The organism is Streptomonospora sediminis (genome assembly GCF_054778995.1).
The window spans coordinates 1-25,761 of the sequence record NZ_BAAGYZ010000059.1 but is presented as its reverse complement, the minus strand read 5'-3'; the positions used below and the strand labels follow the sequence as shown (position 1 = coordinate 25,761).

The window sequence follows — 25,761 nt, the reverse complement described above, 5'->3', positions numbered from 1 at the left end:
GGCGGGCGATCACCGTTCCCGCCCGCAGGCGGCGGGCCACCCGGCGCACCGAAGTGATCATGCGGAAATGCTCAAAAAATACGGCTGAGATGGGCATTTCCGCAGGGTCATCGCCGACTACAGCCCCGCAATCCGACATAACGGACACACCTGCACCCACCGGGACCAACCGCCGCCCTCGGTGCCGCTTTCCTGCGCAGATCACCCGCCACCCGGCCGCGGACAAGGCCGCACAGCGAACCTGAGCCGCCGGCCCGCAGCGGTCGGCGCTACGGCCCCGCCGCGGGCTCCGCTGCGCCACGGGCCCGCCGCGGTGCACCGGTGTGCTGGCACAATGTGGCAGTGACCGATTCCGATGCCGACTCCGACACGGCAACCTCCCCTTCCGCCGGCGGCGCGCGCCTGCTCACCACCGGTGATGTGCGGCGGCTCGCCGAACGCACCGGCATCCGGCCGACCAAGACCCTCGGGCAGAACTTCGTCATCGACGCGGGCACCGTGCGCCGTATCGTGCGCACCTCCGGCGTCGGCGCCGACGACGTGGTGCTGGAGGTCGGGCCCGGGCTCGGTTCGCTGACACTGGCACTGCTTCCGCACAGCCGCGCCGTCACCGCGGTCGAGGTCGACCCCCGCCTGGCCGACGCGCTTCCGCAGACCGCGGCGGAGTTCGCCCCCGACCATGCCGACCGGCTGCGGGTGCTCACCGCCGATGCCATGCGTGTCACCGAGATCCCCGGCCCCGCGCCGACTGCGCTGGTCGCCAACCTGCCCTACAACGTCGCGGTCCCTGTGCTGCTGCATCTGCTGGAACTGCTGCCCAGCCTGGACCGCTGCCTGGTGATGGTGCAGGCGGAGGTCGCCGACCGGCTCGCGGCCGGGCCCGGCAGCCGCACCTACGGGTCGCCTTCGGCCAAGGCGGCCTGGTACGCCGAAGTGCGCCGAGCCGGCAGTGTCGGCCGCAGCGTGTTCTGGCCGTCGCCCAATGTCGACTCCGGGCTCGTGGCGCTGCGCCGCAGGAGTGCGCCGCCCAGCGCGGCGGGGGAGCCCGGCGCAGGCGGCGGAGCAGAGGCCACGCCCGACCGCCGCACCGTGTTCGCGGTCGTCGACGCGGCTTTTGCGCAGCGGCGCAAGACCCTGCGTGCGGCGCTGGCCGGCTGGGCGGGTTCGGCGCCCGCGGCCGAGCGGGTGCTGCGGGCCGCCGGGATCGATCCGGGCGCCCGCGGGGAGTCGCTGGACATCGGCGCGTTCGCCCGGATCGCGGCGCACGCCGACGCAGCCGATCGCGCCGGTCCCGCCGCGGATCCCGCGGCTGAGGCGCCCGGAGACCGGCCGGGCGGCGGCGCGCCCCCCGCTGGGGATCCCGCAGACGGCCCGCAGGGCTGAACCGTCCCGGAGCCCCGCTGCCGCACCGGGCGGAGCGGGTCGGCGCCGGCGCCGCGGCATGCCGGGCCGGGCGGCCCGGCCGCTCAGCGGGGCGCCGTCAGACGCTCTTGGAGACGTCGGCGACATCGATCTCGGCGGGCGAGTCGATGTCGCCGCTGCTGAGGTGCAGCGCGCCGGAGTCGACCTCGGACTCGTCCAGCACGATGAACACCAGCTTGCCCTCGGCCTGGCCCCCGCCGGGAATCGGCTGCCACAGCGACGCCTGGTTCTCGGTGACCGAGGGCTTCGACGCCGACAGGAACTCCTGCTCGCCGCGCGCCAGCCGCTGCTGGGCGTGTTCGAGGGTGACCCGATCGGCGCTGGTGTTCTGCACGGTCACCGCGAAGACGCAGTAGGTGCCGTTGGTGGCCCTCGAACGGCCTTCGACCTGCGCCGTGCACTCGTACTCGCGCACCTTGAACACCATGCGGCCGTCGCTGGCGGTGTTGGACGCCGCGGCGCCGCCGGAATCCTGGGGCCCGGCGTCCGGCGCCGCACCCGCTCCGGCGTCCTGCTCGCCATCGCCGCCGCCGTCAGACTCGCTGCCGCTGGATTTGTCCGAGCCGCCGGTGCCCGGCCAGAACAGGTTCTGCTGGCCCAGCAGGGTGAGCGTGGTGAATAGCAGCAGGACAAGGACGACCGCGGCCACGGCGGTGATGACCACCCACCGTATCCGCCGCTTGCCCGGCTGCATCGGCCGGTGCGGCGGTAGCGACGCGGGCGGCACGTAGGGCTGGGCGCGCGGACGCGTGCCCTGGCCCTGGTCTTGGCCGGGCGGCGGTACCTGCGGTATCGGGCCGGTCTGGTGCGGCGATGCGGTTGGGAACTGGCCGGTCTGGTGGCCCTGCGGACCGGGACCGTGCGGACCCGGTCCGTGCGGCGGCGGACCGTGCGGCCCGCCCTGGCCGTGCGGACCCTGCGGCCCCTGAGGCGGTGCCGGCGCGCTCTGCGCGGCCTGGCCGCCCTGAGGCTGCCCCTGCGGGCCCGGGGGCATACCGCCCGGGCGCTGCATGGGCTGGCTCTGGTGCGCCGGCTGCGCGGGCATGGGAGGCGGTTGGGGCGGTCCGGGGTAGGGGCCAGGAGGCGGCCCGCCCGGCCCGGGCGGCGGGCCCGGGTGCGGCGGTGCCGAGTGGGGCATGCCGGCGCCCGCCTGGTGCGGGTTGGGCGGCGGCCCGGGCTGGGGCATCGGCGCCATCGGCGGCAGGTTGGGGTGCCAGGAGTTGTGCAGCGCGTGGCTGACCATCTCGTTGGCGTCGTCGCCGCCAGGGGCGGCTTCTTCGCCGCCGGCCAGTTCCAGCAGCAGGTCCTGGGCCTTGGGGCGGCGTTCGGGCTCCTTGGCCAGCGCCTGGGCGACCAACCGGTCCAACGGGCTGTCGAGGCTGCCGATCTGCGGTTCGGCGAACAGCACCCGCTTGCCCAGGGTCATGGCGTCGCCGTTGCCGAAGGGGTGGACCCCGCTGCCGGCGAACGCGACCAGGCACCCCCAGGCAAAGATGTCGGCGGAGGTGGTGACCTTCTCTTCCAGGAGCTGCTCGGGCGCCATCCAACCGGGGCTGCCCATGACGATGCCGGTCTGGGTGTGGTTGGTGGCGGTGTTCATTGCCCGCGCGATACCGAAGTCGATCACCCGCGGCCCCGATAGCGACAGCAGCACGTTGGCCGGCTTGAGGTCGCGGTGCACGAGCCCGGTGCGGTGGATGGCCGCCAGCGCCGCGGCGACGCCCAGGGCGAAGCCGTGCAGGGTGCTGGAGTCCAGCGCGCCGTGTTCGGAGATGTGTTCGGCCAGGGCCGTGCCCGCGATGTACTCGGTGACCATGTAGGGGCGGCCCTCGAAGGTGCCGTGGTCGAGGACCTTGGCGGTGCAGAACGAGGCGACCCTGCGGGCGTTTTCCATCTCGTCGCGAAAGCGGGCCCGCGTGGGCTCGTCAAAGGCGAGTTCCGGCCGGATCACCTTGATGGCGACTTGGGCGCCCTTCTCGGGGGTACGGCCCAGGTAAACCGTCCCCATTCCTCCGCTGCCCAGGCGACCGGCCAGCACATAAGGACCGATGGTCGCCGGATCTCCGGCAGCCAACGGTTCCAGGTTCTTCGGGAGCCCATCCGACGGCAAGCGACCCTCCCCGACGGTGTCCTAACTCCGCCTCGCCCCAAGGTAGCGGTGATTGTGCCCTGATACCCACCCGTGCAGGCCACGGTGCCCGGATGCGGACAGCCGGGAATGCGGGGCGGATGGGGGACCGCCAAGGAGCCGCCCACCGAGTCAGCCGGTCCCGCCGGGGGCGCGGGCGCCCGGTCTCGCAGAACGGGGCTTCACTGGGGTGGGGGTTCCTTTACGATCTAGGACTCGTGACCACTACTACCGCCGTGACCGTTCGGGTCCCCGCAAAGGTGAACCTCAAGCTGGCGGTGGGGCCGGCGCGCGGAGATGGATACCACGATCTGGTCAATGTCTTCCACGCTGTAGCGCTGTTCGACGAGGTTACCGTGACCGGCGCGCCAACGCGCGCAACAGGGGGGCCTGACAGCGCCGCCGCGGGGCTCAGCGCCGAGGACGCGAGCGGCGGCGGTCTGGCCTCCCACCTGGTGCGGGTTCCTCTGGATGCGGGCAACCTGGCCTGGCGCGCGGCCGACATGCTCGCCCGCGAAATCGGTGCAACCGATCCGGTGCATCTGCGTCTGCGCAAAGCCATTCCCGTCGCGGGCGGGATGGCGGGGGGCAGCGCCGACGCCGCGGCGGCGCTGGTGGCCTGCAACGCCTTCTGGGGCGGCGGGCTCAGCCGCGAACAGCTGTTGGAACCGGCGGCCCGGCTGGGTAGCGACGTCGCCTTCCCGCTGCTGGGCGGTACGGCGGTGGGCACCGGCCGCGGCGAGGTGCTGGCGCCGGCCGAGTGCGCCGCGCGGCTGCACTGGGTCTTCGCGCTGTCAGCCGGCGGCCTGTCCACCCCGGAGGTGTTCGCCGCCTACGACCGCCTGTACCCCGCTGCGCCGCCTCCCCAGGGCGATCCCGAGTTGATGGCGGCGCTGGCAGCGGGCGACGCCCGCGCCGTCGGTGCCGCGTTGGGCAACGACCTGGAGCCCGCCGCTCTGGAGCTGCGGCCGGCGCTGGCCGGCACGTTGGAGGCCGGGCGGGCGGCGGGGGCGCTGGGCGCCTTCGTGTCGGGCTCCGGCCCCACATGCGCGTTCCTGGCCGAGTCGCCCGAGCACGCCGGCCGGATCGCCGCCGCGGTGCGCGAGGCGCCGGACTGCGTCCACACGGTCGCCACCCACGGCGACGTGCCGGGGGCGGCGGTGCTGTAGGAGCGGCGCCGGCCGGGTGCGGCGGCGGGCCGTACCGGTGAGGAGGCCCGGCCGCGCCCGGCGGCGGTCGCACCATGCCGCACGACCAGCGGACACCGGACACCGGACACTGGACGCCGGTGCCCGGTGAACGCAGCGCCGTACATCCGTGCCGGATGTCCGCGCCCGCCGAACACCGTGCCTGAGCGCATTCTCCGGGGTTGCGGCGTGCTCCGGCAGGGCCTTGACTTCAAGTTAAGTTGAGGTCCGAGACTGGCGTCATGTCAACGGCACCTGCACTGACCAGATACGCCGACCTGCCCGCGCTGATCGGGCTGATGACCGGCGACGAAAAGCACCAGATTGCGGCCGAGTCCACCCGCGAAGTCCTGTGGGTGCTCTACGACCGCATCCTCAACGTCTCCCCGGAGACCGCCGACGACCCCGACCGCGACCGGTTCCTGCTGTCCAAGGGCCACGGTCCGATGACGTTCTACGCGGTGCTCGCCGCCAAGGGCTTCATCGACCTGGCCACCCTGCGCAGCTGGACCGAGTTCGACTCCCCGCTCGGGCTGCACCCCGACCGGACGCTGATTCCCGGCGCCGAGGTGGGCAGCGGCTCGCTCGGCCACGGCCTGGGGCTGGGCGTGGGCATGGCCCTGGGGCTGCGCGCCCAGGGCCGCACCCGCCCGCGCGTGTTCGTGCTCGTCGGCGACGGCGAACTCGACGAGGGCAGCAACCACGAGGCCATCGCCGCCGCCGGCCGCCTCGGGCTGGACAACCTGACCGCCGTCGTCATCGACAACGGCTCCTCGACCCACGGATGGCCCGGCGGCATCGGCACGCGCTTCAGCGGCGAGGGATGGACCGCCCGATCCGAACAGGGCCGCGACCAGCCCGCCCTCTACGACGCACTCACCGCCCCGCACAGCGGCCGACCGCTCGCCGTGGTCGCCCGCGTCCGCCCGAAGGGATGACCGCCATGACCACCGCACCTCCCGAGCCGGCGACCGCCGTCGCCGAACAGCCGATGCGCGACACCTTCACCGACACCGTCGCCGCCGCGCTGGACACCGACCCGCGCCTTGCGGTCGTGCTGGCCGACATCTCCGCCGACCGGTTCGTCGCGGCCGCCCAGCGCCACCCCGACCGGGTCATCAACGTGGGCATCCGCGAGCAGCTGGTCGTCGGCGTCGCGGGCGGGTTGGCGCTCACGGGTATGCGCCCCGTCGCGCACACCTTTGCGCCGTTCCTGATCGAGCGCCCGTTCGAGCAGGTCAAGCTGGACCTGGGTCACCAGGGCACCGGAGCGGTACTCGTCAGTTCCGGGGCCTCCTACGACGGCTCGGGCTACGGCCGCACCCACATGGCACCGGGCGACGTCGCGCTGCTGGACACGCTGCCGGACTGGACGGTGCACGTGCCAGGCCACGCGGCCGAGGTCGTCCCGCTGCTGGAGTCGGCCATGCGCGGCGACGACCGCGTCTATGTGCGGCTGAGCGAGCGCGGCAACGCCGCCGCGCGGCCCACGGGCCCCGGACTGCTCACCGTCCGATCGGGTTCGGGCCGGTCCAGCGGAGTCGTGGTCGCGGTCGGCCCCATGCTGGACCGCGTTTTGGCCGCCACCGCGGACCTCGACGTGACGGTCGCCTACACCGCCACGGTGCGGCCCTTCGACCGCGAAGGGCTGAACCGGTTGGCGGCCCGCGCCGGGCAGGCCGACGTGCTCGTCGTCGAGCCCTACCTTGCGGGCACATCGGCGCACGAGGTCGCCGCGGCGCTGGGGGACCGCAGGCACCGCCAGCGCTCCCTGGGTGTGCGGCGCGACACAGAGGTGCGCGGTTACGGCACCCCGGCCGACCACGACCGGGCGCACGGCCTGGACACCGAGGGCATCGCCAAGCAGGCCCGCGACTTCTTCACCGCCTGACCGGCGGTTCCGGTTCCCGTTTCCGGCCCGCTGCCGGGCGGCCCAGGACGGCCGCCCCGGCGGGCCCGCGGCGCCGGCGCCTGTGGACGGTGTTCGCAGGGGTCCGCACGGGCCACCACAATGGGAAGCACGATGACGAATCTCGTGAACCTGCAAGACGTGTCCCTGTCCTACGGGCCCCTCGTGCTGCTCGACAAGGTCTCCCTCGGTGTCGACGACGGCGACCGCATCGGCGTGGTCGGGCGCAACGGCGGCGGCAAGTCCACGCTCGTCTCCGTGCTTTCCGGCCGCACCGCGCCCGACTCCGGGCGGGTGGTGCACAGCCGCGGCCTGCGCATCGGCTTCCTGCAGCAGCGCGATACCTTCCCCGACTCCACGGTGGGCGAGTTCGTGCTGGGCGACCTCGCCGAACACGAGTGGGCCGGCGACGCCCGCGTGCGCGACGTGCTGCGCGGCCTGCTCAGCGGGTGGGACCTCGGCGCGCCCATGGCCAACCTCTCCGGTGGCGAACGCAGGCGCGCCACCCTGGCGCAGCTGCTCATCGAGTCCCACGACCTCATCGTCCTCGACGAGCCCACCAACCACCTCGACATCGAGGCCATCGCCTGGCTGGCAGCGCACCTGCGCGGCCGCCGCGAGGCGCTCACGATCGTCACCCACGACCGCTGGTTCCTCGACGCCGTCACCAACCGCACCTGGGAGGTCGTCGACGGCCGCGTCGAACGCTACGAGGGCGGTTACGCCGCCTACGTGCTGGCCAAGGCCGAACGCGAACGCCTGGCCGCCGCCGCCGAGGAACGGCGGCAGAACCTCATGCGCAAGGAACTGGCCTGGTTGCGCCGCGGCCCGCCCGCGCGCACCTCCAAGCCCAAGTTCCGCATCGACGCCGCCAACGAACTCATCTCCGGCGAACCCCCGGTCCGCGACACCGTGGAACTCGTGCGCTTCGCAAGCACCCGCCTGGGCAAAACGGTCATCGACGCCGAAGACCTCACGCTCACCGCCGACGACACCACGCTTCTCGACCGGCTCACCTGGCAACTCGGTCCGGGCGACCGGGTCGGGCTCGTCGGCGTGAACGGCTCCGGCAAGACCACCCTGCTGCGGGCGATGGCCCGCGAACGCGAACCCGACGGCGGCCGGGTGCGCCACGGCAAGACCGTCAACCTCGCCCACCTGTCGCAGAGCCTGGCCGAACTGGCGCCTGAGCTGCGGCCGCTGCAGGCCATCGAGGAAGTCCGCCGGCACATCAGCATCGGCGGCCGCGAGTTCACCGCCGGCCAGATGCTGGAACGGTTCGGGTTCCGCGGCGAACGCCAGTGGACCCCCATCGGCGAACTCTCCGGCGGCGAACGGCGGCGCCTGCAGCTCCTGCGGCTGCTGATGAACGAACCCAACGTGCTGCTGCTCGACGAGCCCACCAACGACCTCGACATCGAGACCCTCACCGAGCTCGAAGACCTGCTCGACGGCTGGCCGGGGTCGCTGGTGGTGGTCAGCCACGACCGCTACTTCCTGGAGCGCGTCACCGACCGCGTGCTGGCGCTGATGGGCGACGCCGACCTGCTGTTCCTGCCGGGCGGGGTCGACGAATACCTGCAGCGCCGCGCCCAGCAGACCGAGAACACCGCGGCGGTCCCCGGCCACCGCCCCGGGGCTCCGGCCGCCTCGGGTACCGGTGCGGGCGCCGGCGCCGAACCGCAGGCCGCGGCCCCGTCGCTGTCGGCGGCCGAACGCCGCAGCGTGCAGAAGGAGATCCAGCGGATCGACCGCCGCCTGGACCGCATCACCACCCGCGAGGGCGAACTCCACGAGCAGATGGCCCAGGCCGCCGACGACTACGCCCGCCTGGCCGACCTCGACTCCGAACTGAAGACCCTGCAGGCCGAAAAGGAGGAGCTGGAAGAACTCTGGCTCACCGAATCCGAGAAAATCGGCGACTAATTTCCGGCGACGATCATGCTGGAATGCCCGTCTCAGCCTTGAAATCTGGGCATTTCCGCAGGGTCGGCGCGCCGCCCGCCAGAACGAACCAACCGATCAGAGCACTAGTGCGCCCGCTACTGCTCCGCGGCCATCAGGCCGTTGGTGTAGGCCCACGCAGCGATCTCCACGCGGTTGCGGGCCTGGAGCTTGGTCTGGACACTGCCCAGGTGGGTCTTGACCGTGCTGAGCGAGACGTACAGCCGCTCGGCCACCTCGGCGTTGGTCAGGCCCAGTGCGACCGCGCGGACTATGTCGGTCTCGCGCCCGGTGAGGTCGTGGCGGCGCGGGTCCTGGGGCCGGTGGCGGGCACCGTCGGCAAAGTGCCTCAGCAACCGCACGGTCACCTGCGGCGACACCATCGCGTCGCCGCGGGCCGCCGCCCGCACCGCCTCGATGAGCAGCGCGGCTCCCGCGTCCTTGAGGATGAATCCGACCGCGCCGTTGCCGAGCGCGGCGTGCACGTACTCGTCCAGGTCGAACGTTGTCACCACCACGACGCGCAGCGGGTCGGGCACCTGCCCGCCCGCCAGCCGGGCGGTGACCTCCAGACCGTCCAGGCCGGGCATCCGGATGTCCAGCAGGCTGACGTCGGGACGCAGCTCGCGGGCCAGTTGCAGCGCCGTGATCCCGTCGCCTGCCTCGGCGACCACCTCGATGTCGGGCTCGGCGTCCAGCATCAGCCGGAAGCCGGTGCGGACCATGCTCTGGTCGTCGGCCAGCAGTACTCGGATCGTCACTCTCGGGTTCCCGCCAAGTGGGTGCCAGGCACGGGCAGCTCCGCGCGTACCCGCCAGCCGGCGCCTTCGCGTGCGGGCCCCGCTGTGGCCTCGCCGCCGACCAACCGGGCCCGCTCGGCCATGCCGACCAGGCCGTGTCCGCCGCCGCCGCGGAACGACGACGCGCCGCCCCGGCCATTGTCGCGCACTTCCAGGCTGACCTGCCCGGGCCCCGCTGCCACATCCACGGCGATCCGGGTGGCATCGCGCGCGTGGCGCACCGCGTTGGTCACCGCCTCCTGGGAGATGCGCACCAGCGCGGCACCGACGTCGGTGGGCAGGTCGGCCACCGGGCCAGCCAGGACCACGTCGACGCGCGGCCGCCCCGGCGCTGAGGTCTGTTGCAGGTTCTGCAGCGCAGTGGCGGCGTCGTTCCCGTCGACCGGGGCGGCCGCGTCGGGCACGCGCAGCGCGGAGACGAGGCGCCGCATCGATGCGAGTGCCTGCGCCGCCGACCGCTCGATCTCGGGCAGCGCACTCTGAGCGCGGCCGGGTGCCGAATCGGAGATGTGCTGGAGCGCTTGGACCTGCACCACGATCCCGGTGATCTGGTGTGCGACCTCGTCGTGCAGGTCGCGCGCAACCGCGAGGCGTTCCTCCTGGCGTGCCCGCGCCACGTGGGACCGGCGCTGCTCCGCGCGCCACCGCAGGTAGAACCCTGCTGCGAGCCCTGCCACCACCCCCAGGACCGTTGCACTCAGCTGCCCATCAGCGGCCTCGGGCAGGTTGGTCGCGCGCAGCCGATCCGACACGAACGACGCTGCGGTGACGCCGGCGACCCCGGCTACCGGCAGCGGAGGGCAGCGGAAGGCGGTGACCGAGAGGATCAGAAGCAGTCCCGCCGCCTCAGACGCCGTGAAGGGGTAGCCGAAGAACTCCCCATTGGGCAGCGGCGCCAGCGCGGCCGATGCCGCCAGCGGCACTGCCGCCGCGGCGGTCGCGCAGGCAGCCGTCACCCTGTTCCCCGGCCGCAGGGCCAGCAGCCCCACTGCGGCCGCGGCCACGATCGCGCCCGAGGCGAACGGCAGCAGGGAAAAGACCGTGCGAGGGGGGCCTCCCCACTCGACGTCCGGGAACGCCGGCGCGGACAGCCATCCCGCCAGGTCGGTGGTCCACAGGAAGCCGAGCACGAGCGCGGCGCCGGCCACCATCCCCGTGAACAGCAGCCTGTCCGGGGTTTCCTGGTTCATTCTCGTCCCGAAGGCGGCCAACCATCGCATGCGCCAAGGCTAGACGGCCGATCGCCTGTTCCGACTCGGCCGATCGGCCGATGGGGGCGGCGGACCAAACCGGCCGTGCGGCCGATGCGCCGGCCGGCAGCAGACGGACATGCTCGTCCTTTGCCTATGTTCTGCGGCTACACGGAAGGAAACCAACGTGAACCTCGCCGCCGGCACAGCGGCCGACACCGCCGCCCCGACACACGACGCACCGCCGCCCGCCGCAGCTGACCGGCCGCGCATCCCGTTCCTCGACGCCGCGCGCGGCTGGGCGATGATCGGGGTGGTCCTGATCAATGCGGGCTCCTTCGTCACCACGGTTGCGGCGATGGAGGGCTCGGGCGGCGGCCTGTTCGCCGAGGGCGCCAACGCCGCTGCGTCGTTGCTCTTTTCGGGGCGCAGCCGCGAACTGCTGATGCTGCTGTTCGGGATCGGCGCGGCGTTGACCTGGCGGTCGGCGACCCGGCGCGGCGAGCGGCCGGTGTGGCTGCTGGTGCGGCGCTATGCGGCCCTGTTCGCCGTGTTCGGGCTCGCGCACCGCTACGTGTTCGACGGCGATATCCTCACCCTTTATTCGCTGACGGCCCTGGTCCTCGTGCCCTTGCTGCCGTTCCTGCTCGGCGGCGCCCGGTGGCGGCCGGTCGCCGTTGCCGCGGCGCTGCTGCCGATCAGCGCGGGGCTGCATCCGTTCCTGCCGCCGCTGCCGTTCGACGCGCAGTTCGGCCTGTCGACGCTGGCGGCGTTCGCCGTCGGCGTGTGGCTGGCCCGCCTGCCGCGGTTGGCCGGAGAAGCGACCGACGCGACCGACGCGGCACACACTGCCCGCCGCCCCCTGGGAGGCGGGCGCCTCGCCGGCCTGGGCGCGGTCGTGTTCGCCGCGGGCGGTGCGGCGGCCGGGGGAGCCACATTGGCCTTTCCGCGGCGGTTCGGCCCCGACGGGGTACCGGAGCCCCAGCCCGCGGTCGCCGAGGCCTCGATGAGTCTGGGCAACGACGTGCTGCTCGTGGGAGGCGCACTGCTGTACTTCGGGCTGATCTGGTGGCTGGCGGACCGCGGTGGGAAGGCGGCACGCGCGCTGGCGGTGCTCGCGCCGATCGGCCGGATGAGCCTGACGGTCTACCTCGGCAGCACGGCCCTGTTCCTGATCACCGTGAGCGGCAACGACGCCGCCTCCACGGCGGTGCAGCTGGGGATCGCCGCGGGCTACGTGCTCGCCGCGGGGGTGCTCTGCCCGCTGTGGCTGCGGTTCTTCCGGTACGGGCCGGCGGAATGGTTGTGGCGGTGCCTGACCTACCTGCGGCTGCTGCCGGTTGCACGCCGCCGCGAGAGCGCCGCGCAGGCGTGAACCGGCCCGCCGCCCGCCGCTCGGCCGCAGGCGGAGGCGGAGGCGGCTTACTCGTCGAGCGGAGAGAGCACCGACCTCAGCAGCGATGCCAGCGCGGTGCGGTCCGAGCGGGACACGCCGGCCAGCAGCGACTCCTCGTAGCTGAGCAGGTCGGCCAGTGCGGTGTCGACGCGCTCGCGCCCCTCGGCGGTCAGCCGCACCAGCACGCCGCGCTTGTCGGCTGGATCGGGGCCGCGCAGTACGAGCCCGGCGGCGGCCAACCGGTCGATGCGGTTGGTCATGGTTCCGGAGGTGACCAGGGTGGCGCGCAGCAGCCGCCCGGGGCTGAGTTCGTAGGGCGGGCCGGAGCGCCGCAGTTCGGCCAGGACGTCGAACTCCCAGGGCTCCAGGCCGTGTTCGGTGAAGACGGCGCGCCGCGCGCGGTCCAGGTGCCGGGCGAGCCGGGAGACCCGGCTCAGCACCTGCAGTGGTTCGATGTCGAGGTCGGGGCGCTCGGTGCGCCACGCCTCGACCAGGCCGTCGACCTCATCGCGCATACGCCCAGCTTATCTCTTGATATCAAGATAGTGTTGTTCGGGCGCGGTGTTCCGCCGGCGCGGCAGTGATCGGCGGGAATCCCCGCGCTCCGCCGGTCGGCAGCGGCGGAGCGCGGGTTACTCGCCGCGCTTGCGCTGGACGTGGTCCAGTTGCGGCCGGGACTCCAGGTTCGACAGCCCGTTCCAGGCCAGGTTGACCAGATGGGCGGCGACGACCTCGCGCTTGGGTTTGCGGACCTCCAGCCACCACTGGCCGGTCAGCGCCACCATGCCCACCAGCGACTGCGCGTACATCGGCGCGAGCTTGGGGTCGTAGCCCCGGCTGCGGAACTCCTCGCCCAGGATGTGCTCGACCTGGGTGGCGATGTCGCTGATGAGGCTGGCGAAGCTGCCGGTGCCCGAGGCCGCGTGGGAGTCGCGTGCCAGGATGCGGAACCCCTGGCTGTATTCCTCGACGTAGCGCAGCAGCGCCAGCGCCGCGTTCTCGACCTTGCCGCGGGGGGTGTCGGCGGTCAGCGAGTCGCCGACCATGCCCAGCAGTGTCTGCATCTCGCGGTCGACAACGACCGCGTAGACGCCCTCCTTGCCGCCGAAGTGCTCGTAGACGACGGGTTTGGACACGCCCGCCCGGGCGGCGATCTCTTCGACCGAGGTGGCGTCGAAGCCGCGTTCGGCGAAGAGTTCGCGGCCGATGTCCAGAAGCTGTTCTCGGCGCTGTTTGCCGGTCATGCGCCTGCGGCGCGACCGTGTCGGCTGCTCGCTATCGCTTTCGCTGACCGCTCGCATAGTGAGACTCACTTCAGCTCTCTGCGCTCACGCGCTTTGCGGCAAGGCGTTCGGCATTGGGCCACCGGACTTTACTCGCCCATCCGAGTTTCTCAAAGATCCAGATGACGCGGGCGGAAATGTCGATCTGCCCCTTGAGTACACCGTGGCGTGCGCAGGTGGGGTCGGCGTGGTGGAGGTTGTGCCAGGACTCGCCGAAGGACGGGATGGCCAGCCACCAAACGTTCCGGGAGCGGTCGCGGACCTCGAAGTTCTCCTCGCCGATGGTGTGGCAGATGGAGTTGATCGACCAGGTGACGTGGTGCAGCAGCGCGACCCGCACCAGGCCGGCCCAGAAGAACGCGGTCAGCGCGCCCCACCAGGACATGGTGACCAGGCCGCCGATCAGCGCGGGGCCCAGCAGGGAGAACAGCACGATCGGGCCGAACAGGCGGTCGACGCGGCGGATGTCGGTGTCCTTGAGCAGGTCCGGCGTGAACCGCTTGGGCGAGGTCTTCTCTTCGTCGAGGTAGAGCCAGGCCATGTGCGCGTAGTACAGGCCCTTGGCCACCGAGCGCCAGTCGTCGCCGAACCGCCACGGCGAGTGCGGGTCGCCGTCGGCATCGGCGTACTTGTGGTGCCGGCGGTGGTCGGCGACCCACTTGATGACGGAGCCCTGGATGGCCAGGCTGCCGGCCACCGCGAGCGCGATGCGCAGCGGGCGGCTGGCCTTGAACGAGCCGTGGGTGAAGTGCCGGTGGTAGCCGACCGTGATGCCCAGGCCGCTGACGAGATAGAACACCGCGCCGATGACGATGTCGGTGATGGACAGCCCCCACCCCCAGGCGAGCGGCACGGCGGCCGCAACGGCCAGCAGCGGGACGAAAACGAACGCGAAGACCGTGTAGCGCTCCGCCTTGCCCCGGCCCTCGGGGTCGAGTTCGGGTTCGGGTGTGCGCTTGGCGGCCTGTTGCGGCGCGATCTCGGGTGTTGCGGTCATGTGTTCACCTCGGTCGTTGGCGTGGCTGGGGTGCGGCATGGAGCACCGCTCCGGCCGTCCGACCGCGGCCGATCGCCGGAAGCTGTACCTACGCAACCGTAACCTACGGCCACGTAAGTTCCAAGTGCGGCCGCCAGTACGAAGCGCTGATGTGCCGATACCGGGCAGAGCCGCTATCGTTGGCGTGCGGAACGCGCCCCCGTCCGCGGGAGGCGCCACCGTTCTTTCCCGGGTGGTCTAAGGGCAGGACACAGGCTTTTGGTGCCTTGAGGTGAGGGTTCGAATCCTTCCCCGGGAGCCCAGTGGGGTCCGCGGCCGGATCCGCGCCGCAGGTTCGCCGCGGCGCGGGCGGGTGCGTTGGGGGCGGCTGCGGCGCGGCCGATCGGGACGAGGTCCCGCAGTACCCGCCTGCAACGCCCATCGGGAATGTCACATCCGGCAGTCGCGCCGCCGGGGTACGCCAGGGGGCGGCGGAACGCGCGGCCGGACGGATCCGGCGGTCCGATCACGGAATCGGAAGAACCATCCTAAGCCGGGCGAATCAGGGTGTTCGGCCCGGGAATTCCCGCGGCCGCACCCCCTGCACACGCCGGTTGCACGCCCGCGGAGAACCGGCGGTACACGGGGCGACCGGGCGCGGCCGCAACCGCGCTTCGCAAAGGCCACATGTATCCTGCCCATGTCGGCCCGGGTGGACTCTGTTCGCGTTCCCGCCAGGCGCCGTCATCCGAACGGTCACGTCGCGTCGACCCTGCGGGCAACCCCGGGGAGCCCGCGCCGCGCCGTGGCCGCGAACCCCGCCGCGACTCGCGGGGACCATTCAGCATCCGCCAGCGACATGAGGAGTCTCCGCCAGTGAGCGTGAGCCGTCCGGCTGCCGTCATCGTCCTCGCGGCGGGCGAGGGCACCCGAATGAAGTCCAGGCTTCCCAAGGTCCTGCACGAGATCTGCGGCCGCAGCATGCTCGGCCATGTGCTGGCCGCCGCCGACGAACTCGACCCGGAACGCACCGTGGTCGTGGTCGGCCATGCGCGCGAACGGGTGGTCCAGCACCTCAAGGACACCGCCCCGGCCGTGTCCACCGCAGTGCAGGAGCAGCAGAACGGAACCGGCCACGCCGTGCGCATGGCGGTCGAGGAACTGGCCGCCCAGGGCGTCGCCCTGTCGGGCACGGTCGTGCTGGCCTACGGCGACACCCCGCTGCTGCGCGGGCGCACACTCTCCGACCTCGTTGAGGCCCACGAGTCCGCAGGCAACGCCGTGACCGTCCTCTCCGCCGAGGTCCCCGACCCCGCCGGGTACGGCCGGGTCGTGCGCGACTCCGCCGGTGCGTTCGACTCGATCGTCGAGCACGCCGACGCCACCGCCGAACAGCGCGCCCTCAGCGAGATCAACTCCGGCATGTACGCCTTCGACGGCGCGCACCTGGCCTCGGTCGTGCAGCGCCTGTCCACCGACAACGCCAAAGGCGAGGAGTACATCACCGACGCCGCGGCGATCCTGCGCGGCGACGGCCACCCGGTCGGCGTGTCCGTGGCCGGCGAGTGGACCGAGATCCAGGGCGTCAACGACCGCGTCCAGCTCGCCGAGGCGCGGCGGCTGCTCAACGACCGGCTGCTGGCCGAGCACATGCGCGCCGGCGTGACCATTGTCGACCCCGCCTCCACCTGGGTCGACGCCGACGTCGAGATCGGCGCCGACACCGTCGTCGAGCCGCAGACCCAGCTTGCGGGCCGTACCCTGATCGACGAGGGCGCCGTCGTCGGGCCCGGCTGCCGGCTCAGCGCCACCCGGGTCGGTGCCGACGCGGTCGTGCGCCACGTCGTGGCCGACGACGCCGAAATCGGCGCCAGGACCACCATCGGGCCCTACGCCTACCTGCGTCCGGGAACCGTCGTCGAGCCCGCGGCCAAGATCGGCACGTTCGTCGAGGTGAAGAACTCCACCGTCGGCGAGGGCTCCAAGGTTCCGCATCTGACCTACGTCGGCGACGCCGACATCGGCGTCGGTGTCAACATCGGCGCCTCCTCGGTGTTCGTCAACTACAACGGTGTCAACAAGAACCGCACCACCATCGGCGACCACGCCCGCCCCGGCAGCGACAACACCTTTGTCGCGCCCGTGCACGTGGGCGACGGCGCTTACACCGGCGCAGGCACGGTGGTCCGCGAAGACGTCCCGCCCGGAGCGCTGGCGGTTTCGGCCGGCAAGCAGCGCAACATCGAGGGCTGGGTGCGGCGCAAGCGTCCGGATACGGCCGCCGCCGAGGCGGCCGAAAGGGCCGGTGGGTCCGCCGGATCCGCCGAGCGCCGCGATGAAGAGTGACTGCGTCAGTGTCTGTGGGGGATCTGTAAAGTGACCGGCATGAAGGCCGCGGGTCAGAAGAAGCTCATGCTGTTCGGGGGCCGTACACACCCGGACCTGGCTGAGCAGGTAGCCGAGCAGCTCGGTATCGAGGTCGCGCCGACGAGGTTCCAGGACTTCGCCAACGGCGAGATCTTTGTGCGCTACCTGGAGTCTGTGCGCGGGTGCGACGCGTTCGTGCTGCAGTGCCACTCCGACCCGATCAACGAGTCGATCATGGAGCAGCTGATCATGATCGACGCTCTCAAGCGGGCTTCGGCCAAGCGCATCACCGTTGTGACACCGTTCCTGGGCTACGCCCGCCAGGACAAGAAGCACCGCGGCCGCGAGCCGATATCGGCGCGGCTGATGACCGACCTGTTCCGTACTGCGGGCGCGAACCGGCTGATGTCGGTCGACCTGCACACCGACCAGATCCAGGGCTTCTTCGACGGCCCGGTCGACCACCTGTTCGCGCTGCCGCTGCTGGCCGACTACGTCCAGTCGCGGGTGAGCGGGACCGAGGCGACCATCGTCTCGCCCGACGCGGGCCGCGTGCGTACCGCCGACCGCTGGGCCGACCGCATGGGCGCGCCGCTGGCGATCATCCACAAGCGGCGCGACCCCGACGAAGCCAACCAGGTCAAGGTGCACGAGGTCGTCGGCCAGGTCAGCGGGCGCACCTGTGTGCTGGTCGACGACATGATCGACACCGCCGGCACCATCGTCAAGGCGGCCGACGCGCTGTTCGAGCAAGGGGCCCACGAGATCATCGCCGCGGCCACCCACGGCGTGCTCTCCGGTCCCGCGGCCGAGCGGCTGCAGAACTCGCGCATTTCCGAGGTCGTGATCACCAACTCGCTGCCGGTGCCCAAGGACCGCCAGTTCGACAAGCTCACCCAGTTGTCGATCGCTCCGCTGCTGGCGCGCGCGGTCAGCGAGGTCTTCAGCGACGGCTCGGTCACCAGCCTGTTCGAGGGGTGATCAGTGCTCCGGCGGGCGCCGACGTTGTGCCCGCCGGATGCGTGATGTGTCCCAACGCCCCGGCACAGCCATTAGACTGGATCGGGTGTCCCCAGCTCCCGCTGGGACACGTTGGACATTATGGCCGCGCCGCCGCGGCCGGTGCGGCGCCGTCGGCGAGCGTTCGCGCCTTTGGCGGGTGCTCTGCACACGGTGTGGTTCCAGTGGTTCCATTCCTGCGGACGCGCGCAGCTCCCCTGAGGACCTCGCCGTCTACGCGGGAGCCGTTTTTTACAGAAGTCGTGTTCCCCGTGGCTTCGCGGGGACGATCCCGAGGAGTTTTGTCGTGTCCGAGGTACGCATCGCTGCCGAGCCGCGCACGGAATTCGGCAAGGGCGCCGCACGGCGCGTCCGCCGCGCGGGTAAGGTGCCGGCCGTCCTCTACGGCCACGGCACCGACCCTCGCCACATCACCCTGCCGGGCCATGACCTGATGCTGGCCCTGAAGACCCCGAACGTGCTGCTGCGCGTCGACGGTCTTACCGGCTCCGACAACCTCGCTCTGCCCAAGAGCGTCCAGCGCGACCCCATCAAGGGCTTCCTGGAGCACGTCGACCTGCTGGTGGTGAAGAAGGGCGAGAAGGTCAACGTCGAGATCTCGGTGGTGCTTACCGGCGAGATCGCGTCCGGCGGCGTGCTCTACCAGGAGCTCGTGACCGTCGAGGTCGAGACCGAGGCCACCCACATCCCCGAGAACGTCGAGCACAGCGTCGAGGGCCTGGAGGTCGGCAGCACGGTCACCGCCGGCGACCTCGTCCTGCCTGCGGGCACCGCGCTGGTCACCGACTCCGAGACCACCGTGCTCACCATCGCCGGCGAGCGCAGTGACGCCGAGGTCGAGGCCCTGGAGACCGCTGAGGCCGACGTGGCCGCCGAAGCCGCCGAAGAGGCCGCCAAGGGCGAGTCCTCCTCGGAGTAAGCGCGCGGCGACTGGCCGGGGCTGCGCACCGCACACCGCGGGCGGTTCCGGCCGGTCGGTCCCGCTCCCGCGACCCCGGTGCTTGCGGCACCCGTCCGGGAGCGCATTCGTATGTCGGATGGAACGGACGGCGGACGGCTCATGCGCGGTCTCCTGCGACGGGTGCTGAACCCCCGCGCACCGGCGTCCCCGGGCACGGCCGCGGGCGGCTCGGCCGCTCCGGCCGAAGAGCGGAGCGGTGAAGTGGCCCCGGTCGAGACTGAACGCTGGCTGGTCGTGGGCCTGGGCAACCCCGGGCCCGGCTACGCCGGCAACCGGCACAACGTCGGATTCATGGTGGCCGAGACCCTGGCCGGACGCGCAGGGCAGCGGTTCAAGGCGCACAAGACCCGTGCCGAGACCGCCGAGGCCCGCATCCAGGGCGTCCCCGCCGTCCTGGCCAAGCCGCGGTCGTACATGAACCTCTCCGGAGGCCCGGTATCCGGGCTCAGCCGCTTCTACAAGGTTCCCCTGGAGCGCATCCTCGTCATCCACGACGAGTTGGACATCCCCTTCGGCGTGCTGCGGCTCAAGCGCGGCGGCGGCGCAGGCGGCCACAACGGGCTGCGTTCGCTCACCCAGTCGCTGACCGACCCCGGCTACCTGCGGGTACGCGTGGGTGTGGGCCGCCCGCCCGGGCGGATGGACCCGGCGGCCTATGTCCTCAAGGATTTCTCCGCCGCCGAGCGCAAAGATCTCGGCGCCGTGGTCGAACGCGCCGCCGACGCCGTTGAGGCGGTCCTCACCGAAGGTCTGGAGAAGGCGCAGAATACGTTCCATACGGCTGTGTGAAACCGGCTGCGCCCGCTGAAGGGCGAGCCTTCCCGCGGCGGCCCGCCGCGTAGTGCGCATGCGGATTCCCCCCTGCCTGTTGCACGCCGTTCCTTGCTGCCATTCGTCACGGTCCGTGACTGCGTGTGCGTAAATGGATATGATCTGTCGTGACAGTTCACGTTCCGCACCCCTTGCCGCCGTCTGCGGCCGGTCGTGCCGCCGCGCCATAGCGCCGCGTCCGGGGCGGCCGGGCTGTGCCGCGTTGCGGACACAGGGGGCCGTGCCGAGGTTGGGGATTATGGTCGTCACCGAACGGATCCCGGAGCAGGCCGCCGGTGCACCGGCCGTCCGCGCGTGGCCGGCGTGGATGCGTTCCTACATCGGCGGGCTGCTGTGGATCGACGCCGGCGCGGGCGGCCTCGCCGGCTTATCGGCGCTGCGGATCCGCTTTCCCGACCCGCTGGCCACTGCCGCCGGCCCCTGGTATCTGGCGTTCTCCCTCGCGCTGCCACTGCTGTGGATCCTGGCCGTCGCGGTATCGGGCGGCTATGCCCGCCGGTTCATCGGGCAGGGCACCGAGGAGTTCCGCCGCGTCCTCAGCAGCGGCGTGCTGCTGACCGCCGCGGTCGCCGTTTCGGCCTACGCCGCCAAGGTCGACGTCGCCCGCGGCTACGTCCTACTGGCGCTGCCCGCGGTCATGCTGGCCGACCTGGTCATGCGCTACGCCTGGCGCAAGCGGCTGCACCGGCTGCGCGTCCGCGGCCGGTGCATGCGCGGTGTTGTCGCGGTGGGCCACCTGGACGCCGCTCGCGACCTCGTCCGCCAGTTCCGCCGCGAGCCCTACCACGGGATGCGCGTCATAGGCGTGTGCCTGCCCGTCCAGCAGCTCGGCGCGGCGCGCGGCGCCGTCGACGGCTGCCCGGTGCTGGGCGGTTTCGGCGCCGCGGCCGAGGCGGCCGAGCGGGTCGGCGCCGACACGGTCGCGGTGCTGTCCTGCCCGGAGATGGACGGTGCGGAGCTGCGCCGGCTGGCCTGGCGGTTGGAGAAAAGCGGCACCGACCTGACCGTCGCCCCGGCGCTGATGGACGTGGCCGGCCCGCGCACCACCATCCGCCCGGTGGCGGGGCTGCCGCTGCTGCACGTGGAACACCCCGAGCTCCACGGCGCCCGGCGGGTGGTAAAGGGCCTGTTCGACCGAGCGGCCGCCGCGCTGGCCTTGGTGGCGCTGGCGCCTTTCCTGCTGGGGCCGGCGGTGGCGATCCGGGCGCTCGACCGCGGGCCGGCGCTGTTCCGCCAGACCCGGGTCGGCAAGGACGGCGGCGAATTCACGGTCTACAAGTTCCGTACCATGGTGGTCGGGGCGGAGGGGCTCAAAGAGGTTCTGCGCCTCGCCAACGAGCACGACGGCGTACTCTTCAAGATGCGCCGCGACCCGCGGGTCACTGCGTTCGGCGGCTGGCTGCGCCGGTACTCGCTGGACGAACTCCCCCAACTGATCAACGTTGTGCGGGGAGATATGTCACTCGTGGGACCGCGGCCGCCGCTGCCCGAGGAGGTGGCGCGCTACGGCCGCGATGTTCGTCGGCGCCTGGTGGTCAAACCGGGCATGACAGGACTGTGGCAGGTCAGCGGCCGGTCGGATCTCTCCTGGGAGGAATCCGTCCGTCTGGACCTGCGATACGTGGAAAACTGGTCGTTGACCCTGGACGTCCAGATCCTGTGGAAGACATGGTCAGCAGTTGTCCGCGGAGCGGGAGCGTACTAAGGCCGGTGAGCAGCATCCGAAACGATCATGAAGTGGCGCGAGACCTGGCGACCGAAGCGGGGCAGCAGTTGCTCCGGCTGCGGGCCCGGCAGGGCTTTGACGAGCCCGAGGTCCTGCGCACACTCGGCGACCGCGCGTCGCATGAGTTCCTCTTCTCCAGCTTGGGCCGACTGCGCCCCAGCGATGCCGTCCTCTCCGAGGAGGGAGTCGACGACAAGGCGCGGCTGAACGCCCGGCGGGTATGGATCATCGACCCGCTCGACGGCACCCGGGAGTTTTCCGAGTCCGGCCGCACCGACTGGGCCGTGCACGTGGCGCTCTGGGAGAACGGCGAACTCGTCGCCGGTGCGGTGGCACTGCCCGCACAGGGCAGCACCGTCTCGACCGTCGACCCCCCGTGGCTGCCCGACGAGCGCCCCACCGAGCAGCGGCTGCGCATTACCAGCAGCCGCACCCGGCCGCCGGAGTTCGTGCAGCGCCTGGCCACCCAGCTCGGCGCGGAAATCGTGCCGATGGGATCGGCCGGCGCCAAGATCTGCGCCGTGATGCTCGGGATCGCCGACATCTACGTGCACGCGGGCGGCCAGTACGAGTGGGACAGCGCAGCCCCGGTGGCGGTGGCGCATGCGGCCGGACTGCACGCGTCGCGCATCGACGGTGCCGAACTGTCCTATAACAGGACCGATCCGTCACTGCCGGATATCCTTGTCTGTCGACCGGAATTGTCGAATATGTTGTTGGCTAGTATCCGCGGTGTCGCCGAGCGCGACGGCGCGGACCCACACGCGGCGGGATGAGTGCACAACCACCCCCCGGGTGCGTCAGAGGAGCGTGAGGCGGGTTCATGATTCAGGCCAATACGGCGCCGCTCGGCAGGTACCAGCTCTCGCAGCTGGACTTCCTGGAGGCCGAGGCGATCTACATCATGCGCGAGGTTGCCGCTGAGTTCGAGCGGCCGGTGCTGCTCTTCTCGGGCGGTAAGGACTCCCTCGTCATGCTGCGGCTCGCCGAGAAGGCATTCTGGCCGGGCGCGGTCCCCTTCCCGGTGATGCACGTCGACACCGGGCACAACTTCCCCGAGGTGATGGAGTTCCGCGACCGCCGTGTCGCGGATGCGGGCGTCAGGCTCGTCGTCGCCTCGGTGCAGGAGCAGATCGACGCGGGCAAGGTCGTCGAGCCCACGGGCCGCTGGGCCAGCCGGAACCGGCTGCAGACAGCGGCGCTGCTCGAGGCGCTCGAAGAGCACGGGTTCGACGCCGCATTCGGCGGGGCCCGCCGCGACGAAGAGAAGGCCCGCGCCAAGGAGCGCGTGTTCTCCTTCCGCGACGAGTTCGGTCAGTGGGACCCCAAGGCCCAGCGCCCCGAGCTGTGGAACGTTTACAACACGCGGATCAACAGGGGCGAGCACATCCGGGTGTTCCCGCTGTCCAACTGGACCGAGCTGGACATCTGGGGCTACATCTCGCGCGAGAACCTTGAGCTGCCGCCCATCTACTACCCGCACACGCGTACGGTCTTCGAGCGCGACGGCATCCTGCTCTCCGACAACCCGTTCATCACCCGCGGTGAGGACGAGGAACTGTTCGAGGCCACGGTCCGCTACCGCACGGTCGGCGACATGACCTGCACCGGTGCCGTGCGCTCCTCTGCCGAGGGCCTGGAGGAGATCATGGCGGAGATCGCCGCCACCCGGATCACCGAGCGCGGGCAGACCCGCGCCGACGATCGCTCCAGCGAGGCGGCCATGGAAGACCGCAAGCGCGAGGGCTACTTCTAGATTCCGGCGCCCCTCCCCACCCTTTTGGAACGCGTGCATATGAGTACTGACATTCTGCGGTTCGCCACAGCCGGTTCGGTCGACGACGGCAAATCCACGTTGATCGGCCGCCTCCTGTTCGACTCCAAGTCGATCTTCGAGGACCAGCTCGACGCCGTGGAGCGCACAAGCCGCGGACGCGGCGAAGAGCACACCAACCTGGCGCTGCTCACGGACGGCCTGCGCGCCGAGCGCGAGCAGGGCATCACCATCGACGTCGCCTACCGCTACTTCGCGACACCGCGGCGCACCTTCATCATCGCCGACACTCCCGGCCACATCCAGTACACCCGCAACATGGTCACCGGGGCGTCGACCTCCGACCTGGCGGTCATCCTGGTCGACGCGCGCAAGGGCCTGCAGGAGCAGAGCCGCCGCCACGCCTTCCTGACCACCTTGCTGCAGGTGCCGCACGTCGTGGTGGCCATCAACAAGATGGACCTCGTCGACTACTCCCAGGAGCGGTTCGAGGAGATCAAGCAGGAGTTCACGGCATTCGCCACGAAGCTGGACGTCAACGACCTCACCTTCATCCCGATGTCGGCGCTCAACGGCGACAACGTGGTCGACCGCTCCATCAACATGCAGTGGTACGACGGGCCGTCGCTGCTGCACCACCTGGAGCACGTGCACATCGCCTCCGACCGCAACCTGATCGACGCGCGGTTCCCGGTGCAGTACGTGATCCGGCCGCAGCGCGCCGCCGACCCCGAACTGCACGACTACCGGGGCTACGCGGGCACGATCGCCGGCGGGGTGTTCAAGGCCGGCGACGAGATCATGCACCTGCCGTCCGGGCTGACCAGCCGCATCGCAAAGATCCTTACCCCTGACGGCGAGCTGGACGAAGCGTTCCCGCCCATGTCGGTGACCATGCTCCTTGAGGACGACATCGACATCTCGCGCGGCGACATGCTGTGCCGGCCCAACAACCAGCCCGATGCCTCCCAGGACATCGACGCGATGGTCTGCTGGATGGCCGAGAGCCGCAAGCTCACGCCCCGTTCGCGGCTGATCATCAAGCACACCACCCGCACTGCCAAGGTCGTGGTGCGCGACGTGCGCTACCGGCTGGACGTCAACACGCTGCACCGCGACGAGGACGCCGACGATCTCTCCCTGAACGAGATCGGCCGGGTCAGCCTGCGCGCCACGCAGCCGCTGTTCGCCGATGAGTACAAGAACAACCGGCTGACCGGCGGGTTCATCCTGATCGAAGAAGGCAGCAACACCACGGTCGGCGCAGGGATGATCGTCCGGGCCGAGTGAGCACGGTCCGTATGCGCCAACCCGGAGCGGGCCGCCGCGACCACGGCGACCGCCCGGCACCGCCGGATGCACACCTGCGCCGAGGGCCCGCGCAAATCAGGCCGAAGCCGGCCGCCGCCATTTCGAACAGCGGCGGCCGGCAGGCGCAGGCAGTGGTCCGGGGCACGGTCCTTGCGCAGTGCGACCGACTGAATGCGCACCGTACTAGGGTGCGCCTGTGGACGATTTCCAACTGCTATTCGTCGGCGGCATGGGCCGGTCCGGGTCCACCCTGATCGAGCGCCTGCTGGGCGAATTGCCCGGGGTGTGTTCACTCGGCGAGGTGGTGCACATGTGGCGCCGGGCCTTGGTCGACGGCGAGGCCTGCGGTTGCGGGGCACCGTTCCGCGAGTGCGCGTTCTGGGCGGCCGTGGGCGCAGCCGCGTTCGGCGGTTGGGACCGGGTCGAACCCCGCGATGTCCTCGGGCTGCAGCGGTCGGTCGACCGCACCCGCTTCGTGCCCGCCCTGCTCGGCGGTCGGCCGCCGGCCGCCCTGGCCGGTCGGCTGGCGCGCTACACCGGCTTCTACGACCGGCTCTACGCCGCAGCCGCCCACGTGAGCAACTGCCGGGTGATCGTCGATTCCAGCAAGCACGCCTCGCTGGCGGCGTGCCTGCGCCACCGCTACGGGCGCCGCCTGCACCTGATCCACGTACTGCGCGATCCCCGGGCGGTTGCCCACGCCTGGCGGAAACGGGTGCTGCGGCCCGACGCCACCGCGACCAGTCCCGAACAGGAGATGGCGCGCTACTCGGCCGGCCGCGCAGCGGTGCAGTGGACGGCGCAGAACGAGATCCTGGCGCGGCTGACCCGACTGGGCGTGCCCACCCGGCGGGTGCGCTACGAGGACTTCACGGCCGACCCCGCAGGCCAGTTCCGGGCGCTGGCGGCCTTTGCCGGCCACGACGGGGAACTGCCGTTGGACGCCGCGGGCACCGCGCAACTGTCGGCGGCCCACACCGTCTCGGGAAACCCGATGCGGTTCGACTCCGGCCCGGTGCGGGTGCGCGCCGATTCCGCGTGGCGCGGCGGGTTGGTGCCGGGCGCGCGGCGGACGGTATCGGCGCTGACCTTTGCCAGTCGACCGCGGTTCGGCTACTGAGGGTGCGGCTGCGGCCGGACCGGCTCCGGTACGGCCTGCCCGCTGCGGGGCAAGGCGGTGTGCGCTGCCGGTGTCGGACTTTTCCGTTGATGCGGCGCGCCGAGGTTTGTGCCTCCATGTGGCACTCCGTGTTCACATGATAGCTATTTGTCATGGGGGAATCGCGGAACGGATGCACCACCGATCGCCGTTGCCGGGCCGTCGGCAAGCCCGGGTGGTGCGGCGGCGCCGCGCTGGCGCTGAGCATCGCAGTGGTGGCGTGCACCCCCACCGGCATGGTCGGCACCGCCGCCTATAGCACCGACGAGGACCGGGCCGCGGCCCGCCACGGCACGCCGCACCCGAGCAGCACCGCGCTCAGCACCGCCGCCGAGCCGTCCGCCGCCCCGGGCGGCGCCGGGTCCGCTCCGGCGCAG

General features: G+C 71.6%; 21 protein-coding genes and 1 tRNA gene. 16 read left to right on the top strand and 6 right to left on the bottom strand.

Annotated features, from left to right (window positions below; genetic code table 11):
- The first annotated feature begins 342 nt into the window (after nt 1-342).
- Nucleotides 343-1,383 carry a 16S rRNA (adenine(1518)-N(6)/adenine(1519)-N(6))-dimethyltransferase RsmA gene (rsmA, locus tag ACYVD5_RS12515; protein ID WP_461001167.1) on the top strand — a complete coding sequence of 347 codons (1,041 nt, stop codon included), beginning with the start codon at nt 343-345 and terminating at the stop codon, nt 1,381-1,383.
- Nucleotides 1,384-1,480: 97 nt separating this feature from the next.
- On the opposite strand, the gene ACYVD5_RS12510 is transcribed toward rsmA, so the two are convergent.
- Nucleotides 1,481-3,532 (bottom strand): serine/threonine-protein kinase, encoded by a 2,052-nt coding sequence (locus tag ACYVD5_RS12510; RefSeq protein WP_461001166.1) that lies wholly within the window; start codon nt 3,530-3,532, stop codon nt 1,481-1,483.
- A gap of 236 nt (nt 3,533-3,768) precedes the next feature.
- Here ACYVD5_RS12510 and ACYVD5_RS12505 point away from each other — a divergent pair, with 236 nt between their 5' ends.
- From ACYVD5_RS12505 to ACYVD5_RS12490, 4 genes are all read left to right on the top strand, one after another.
- Nucleotides 3,769-4,719 (top strand): 4-(cytidine 5'-diphospho)-2-C-methyl-D-erythritol kinase, encoded by a 951-nt coding sequence (locus tag ACYVD5_RS12505; RefSeq protein WP_461001165.1) that lies wholly within the window; start codon nt 3,769-3,771, stop codon nt 4,717-4,719.
- Between the two features lie 260 nt (nt 4,720-4,979).
- Nucleotides 4,980-5,675 carry a transketolase gene (locus ACYVD5_RS12500; RefSeq protein ID WP_461001164.1) on the top strand — a complete coding sequence of 232 codons (696 nt, stop codon included), beginning with the start codon at nt 4,980-4,982 and terminating at the stop codon, nt 5,673-5,675.
- A 53-nt stretch (nt 5,676-5,728) separates the two neighbouring features.
- Nucleotides 5,729-6,628 (top strand): transketolase family protein, encoded by a 900-nt coding sequence (locus tag ACYVD5_RS12495; protein ID WP_461001184.1) that lies wholly within the window; start codon nt 5,729-5,731, stop codon nt 6,626-6,628.
- A 132-nt stretch (nt 6,629-6,760) separates the two neighbouring features.
- Nucleotides 6,761-8,572: an ABC-F family ATP-binding cassette domain-containing protein gene (locus ACYVD5_RS12490; RefSeq protein ID WP_461001163.1), complete on the top strand. Its 1,812-nt coding sequence runs from the start codon at nt 6,761-6,763 to the stop codon at nt 8,570-8,572.
- A 116-nt stretch (nt 8,573-8,688) separates the two neighbouring features.
- Here ACYVD5_RS12490 and ACYVD5_RS12485 read toward each other — a convergent pair whose 3' ends face one another.
- Together ACYVD5_RS12485 and ACYVD5_RS12480 are read right to left on the bottom strand one after the other, a co-directional pair.
- Entirely contained in the window at nt 8,689-9,351 is a 663-nt protein-coding gene (locus ACYVD5_RS12485; RefSeq protein WP_461001162.1) for a response regulator, read from the bottom strand.
- Entirely contained in the window at nt 9,348-10,610 is a 1,263-nt protein-coding gene (locus ACYVD5_RS12480) for a sensor histidine kinase (RefSeq protein WP_461001161.1), read from the bottom strand. The genes ACYVD5_RS12485 and ACYVD5_RS12480 overlap by 4 nt, the downstream gene beginning before the upstream one ends.
- A 157-nt stretch (nt 10,611-10,767) precedes the next feature.
- Here ACYVD5_RS12480 and ACYVD5_RS12475 point away from each other — a divergent pair, with 157 nt between their 5' ends.
- Complete coding sequence (locus ACYVD5_RS12475; protein ID WP_461001160.1) at nt 10,768-11,955, top strand: DUF418 domain-containing protein; 1,188 nt, start codon at nt 10,768-10,770, stop codon at nt 11,953-11,955.
- A 47-nt stretch (nt 11,956-12,002) separates the two neighbouring features.
- Here ACYVD5_RS12475 and ACYVD5_RS12470 read toward each other — a convergent pair whose 3' ends face one another.
- From ACYVD5_RS12470 to ACYVD5_RS12460, 3 genes are all read right to left on the bottom strand, one after another.
- Complete coding sequence (locus ACYVD5_RS12470) at nt 12,003-12,491, bottom strand: MarR family winged helix-turn-helix transcriptional regulator (protein ID WP_461001159.1); 489 nt, start codon at nt 12,489-12,491, stop codon at nt 12,003-12,005.
- A 117-nt stretch (nt 12,492-12,608) separates the two neighbouring features.
- Nucleotides 12,609-13,220 carry a TetR/AcrR family transcriptional regulator gene (locus tag ACYVD5_RS12465; RefSeq protein WP_461001183.1) on the bottom strand — a complete coding sequence of 204 codons (612 nt, stop codon included), beginning with the start codon at nt 13,218-13,220 and terminating at the stop codon, nt 12,609-12,611.
- A 70-nt stretch (nt 13,221-13,290) separates the two neighbouring features.
- Complete coding sequence (locus ACYVD5_RS12460; RefSeq protein WP_461001158.1) at nt 13,291-14,256, bottom strand: acyl-CoA desaturase; 966 nt, start codon at nt 14,254-14,256, stop codon at nt 13,291-13,293.
- Nucleotides 14,257-14,482: 226 nt separating this feature from the next.
- On the opposite strand from ACYVD5_RS12460, the gene ACYVD5_RS12455 reads away from it, so the two are divergent.
- From ACYVD5_RS12455 to ACYVD5_RS12410, 10 genes are all read left to right on the top strand, one after another.
- Nucleotides 14,483-14,554 (top strand) — tRNA-Gln (locus tag ACYVD5_RS12455).
- A 557-nt stretch (nt 14,555-15,111) separates the two neighbouring features.
- On the top strand, nt 15,112-16,581 hold the full coding sequence (glmU, locus tag ACYVD5_RS12450) for a bifunctional UDP-N-acetylglucosamine diphosphorylase/glucosamine-1-phosphate N-acetyltransferase GlmU (RefSeq protein ID WP_461001157.1): 1,470 nt from the start codon (nt 15,112-15,114) through the stop codon (nt 16,579-16,581).
- 30 nt (nt 16,582-16,611) lie between these two features.
- Entirely contained in the window at nt 16,612-17,583 is a 972-nt protein-coding gene (locus ACYVD5_RS12445; protein ID WP_461001156.1) for a ribose-phosphate diphosphokinase, read from the top strand.
- Nucleotides 17,584-17,908: 325 nt separating this feature from the next.
- On the top strand, nt 17,909-18,541 hold the full coding sequence (locus tag ACYVD5_RS12440) for a 50S ribosomal protein L25/general stress protein Ctc (protein WP_461001155.1): 633 nt from the start codon (nt 17,909-17,911) through the stop codon (nt 18,539-18,541).
- 111 nt (nt 18,542-18,652) lie between these two features.
- Nucleotides 18,653-19,372 (top strand): aminoacyl-tRNA hydrolase, encoded by a 720-nt coding sequence (gene pth, locus ACYVD5_RS12435; RefSeq protein ID WP_461001154.1) that lies wholly within the window; start codon nt 18,653-18,655, stop codon nt 19,370-19,372.
- A 280-nt stretch (nt 19,373-19,652) separates the two neighbouring features.
- Complete coding sequence (locus ACYVD5_RS12430) at nt 19,653-21,119, top strand: sugar transferase (protein ID WP_461001153.1); 1,467 nt, start codon at nt 19,653-19,655, stop codon at nt 21,117-21,119.
- A gap of 5 nt (nt 21,120-21,124) precedes the next feature.
- Nucleotides 21,125-21,916: a 3'(2'),5'-bisphosphate nucleotidase CysQ gene (locus ACYVD5_RS12425; protein ID WP_461001152.1), complete on the top strand. Its 792-nt coding sequence runs from the start codon at nt 21,125-21,127 to the stop codon at nt 21,914-21,916.
- 47 nt (nt 21,917-21,963) lie between these two features.
- A complete protein-coding gene (gene cysD / locus ACYVD5_RS12420; protein ID WP_461001151.1) occupies nt 21,964-22,896 on the top strand; it encodes a sulfate adenylyltransferase subunit CysD in 933 nt (310 codons plus the stop codon).
- A gap of 39 nt (nt 22,897-22,935) precedes the next feature.
- The gene (cysN, locus tag ACYVD5_RS12415; protein ID WP_461001150.1) at nt 22,936-24,204 is read left to right on the top strand and encodes a sulfate adenylyltransferase subunit CysN; all 1,269 of its coding nucleotides are present in this window, start codon (nt 22,936-22,938) and stop codon (nt 24,202-24,204) included.
- 250 nt (nt 24,205-24,454) lie between these two features.
- A complete protein-coding gene (locus ACYVD5_RS12410) occupies nt 24,455-25,345 on the top strand; it encodes a sulfotransferase (RefSeq protein WP_461001182.1) in 891 nt (296 codons plus the stop codon).
- The last annotated feature ends 416 nt before the right edge of the window (nt 25,346-25,761 follow it).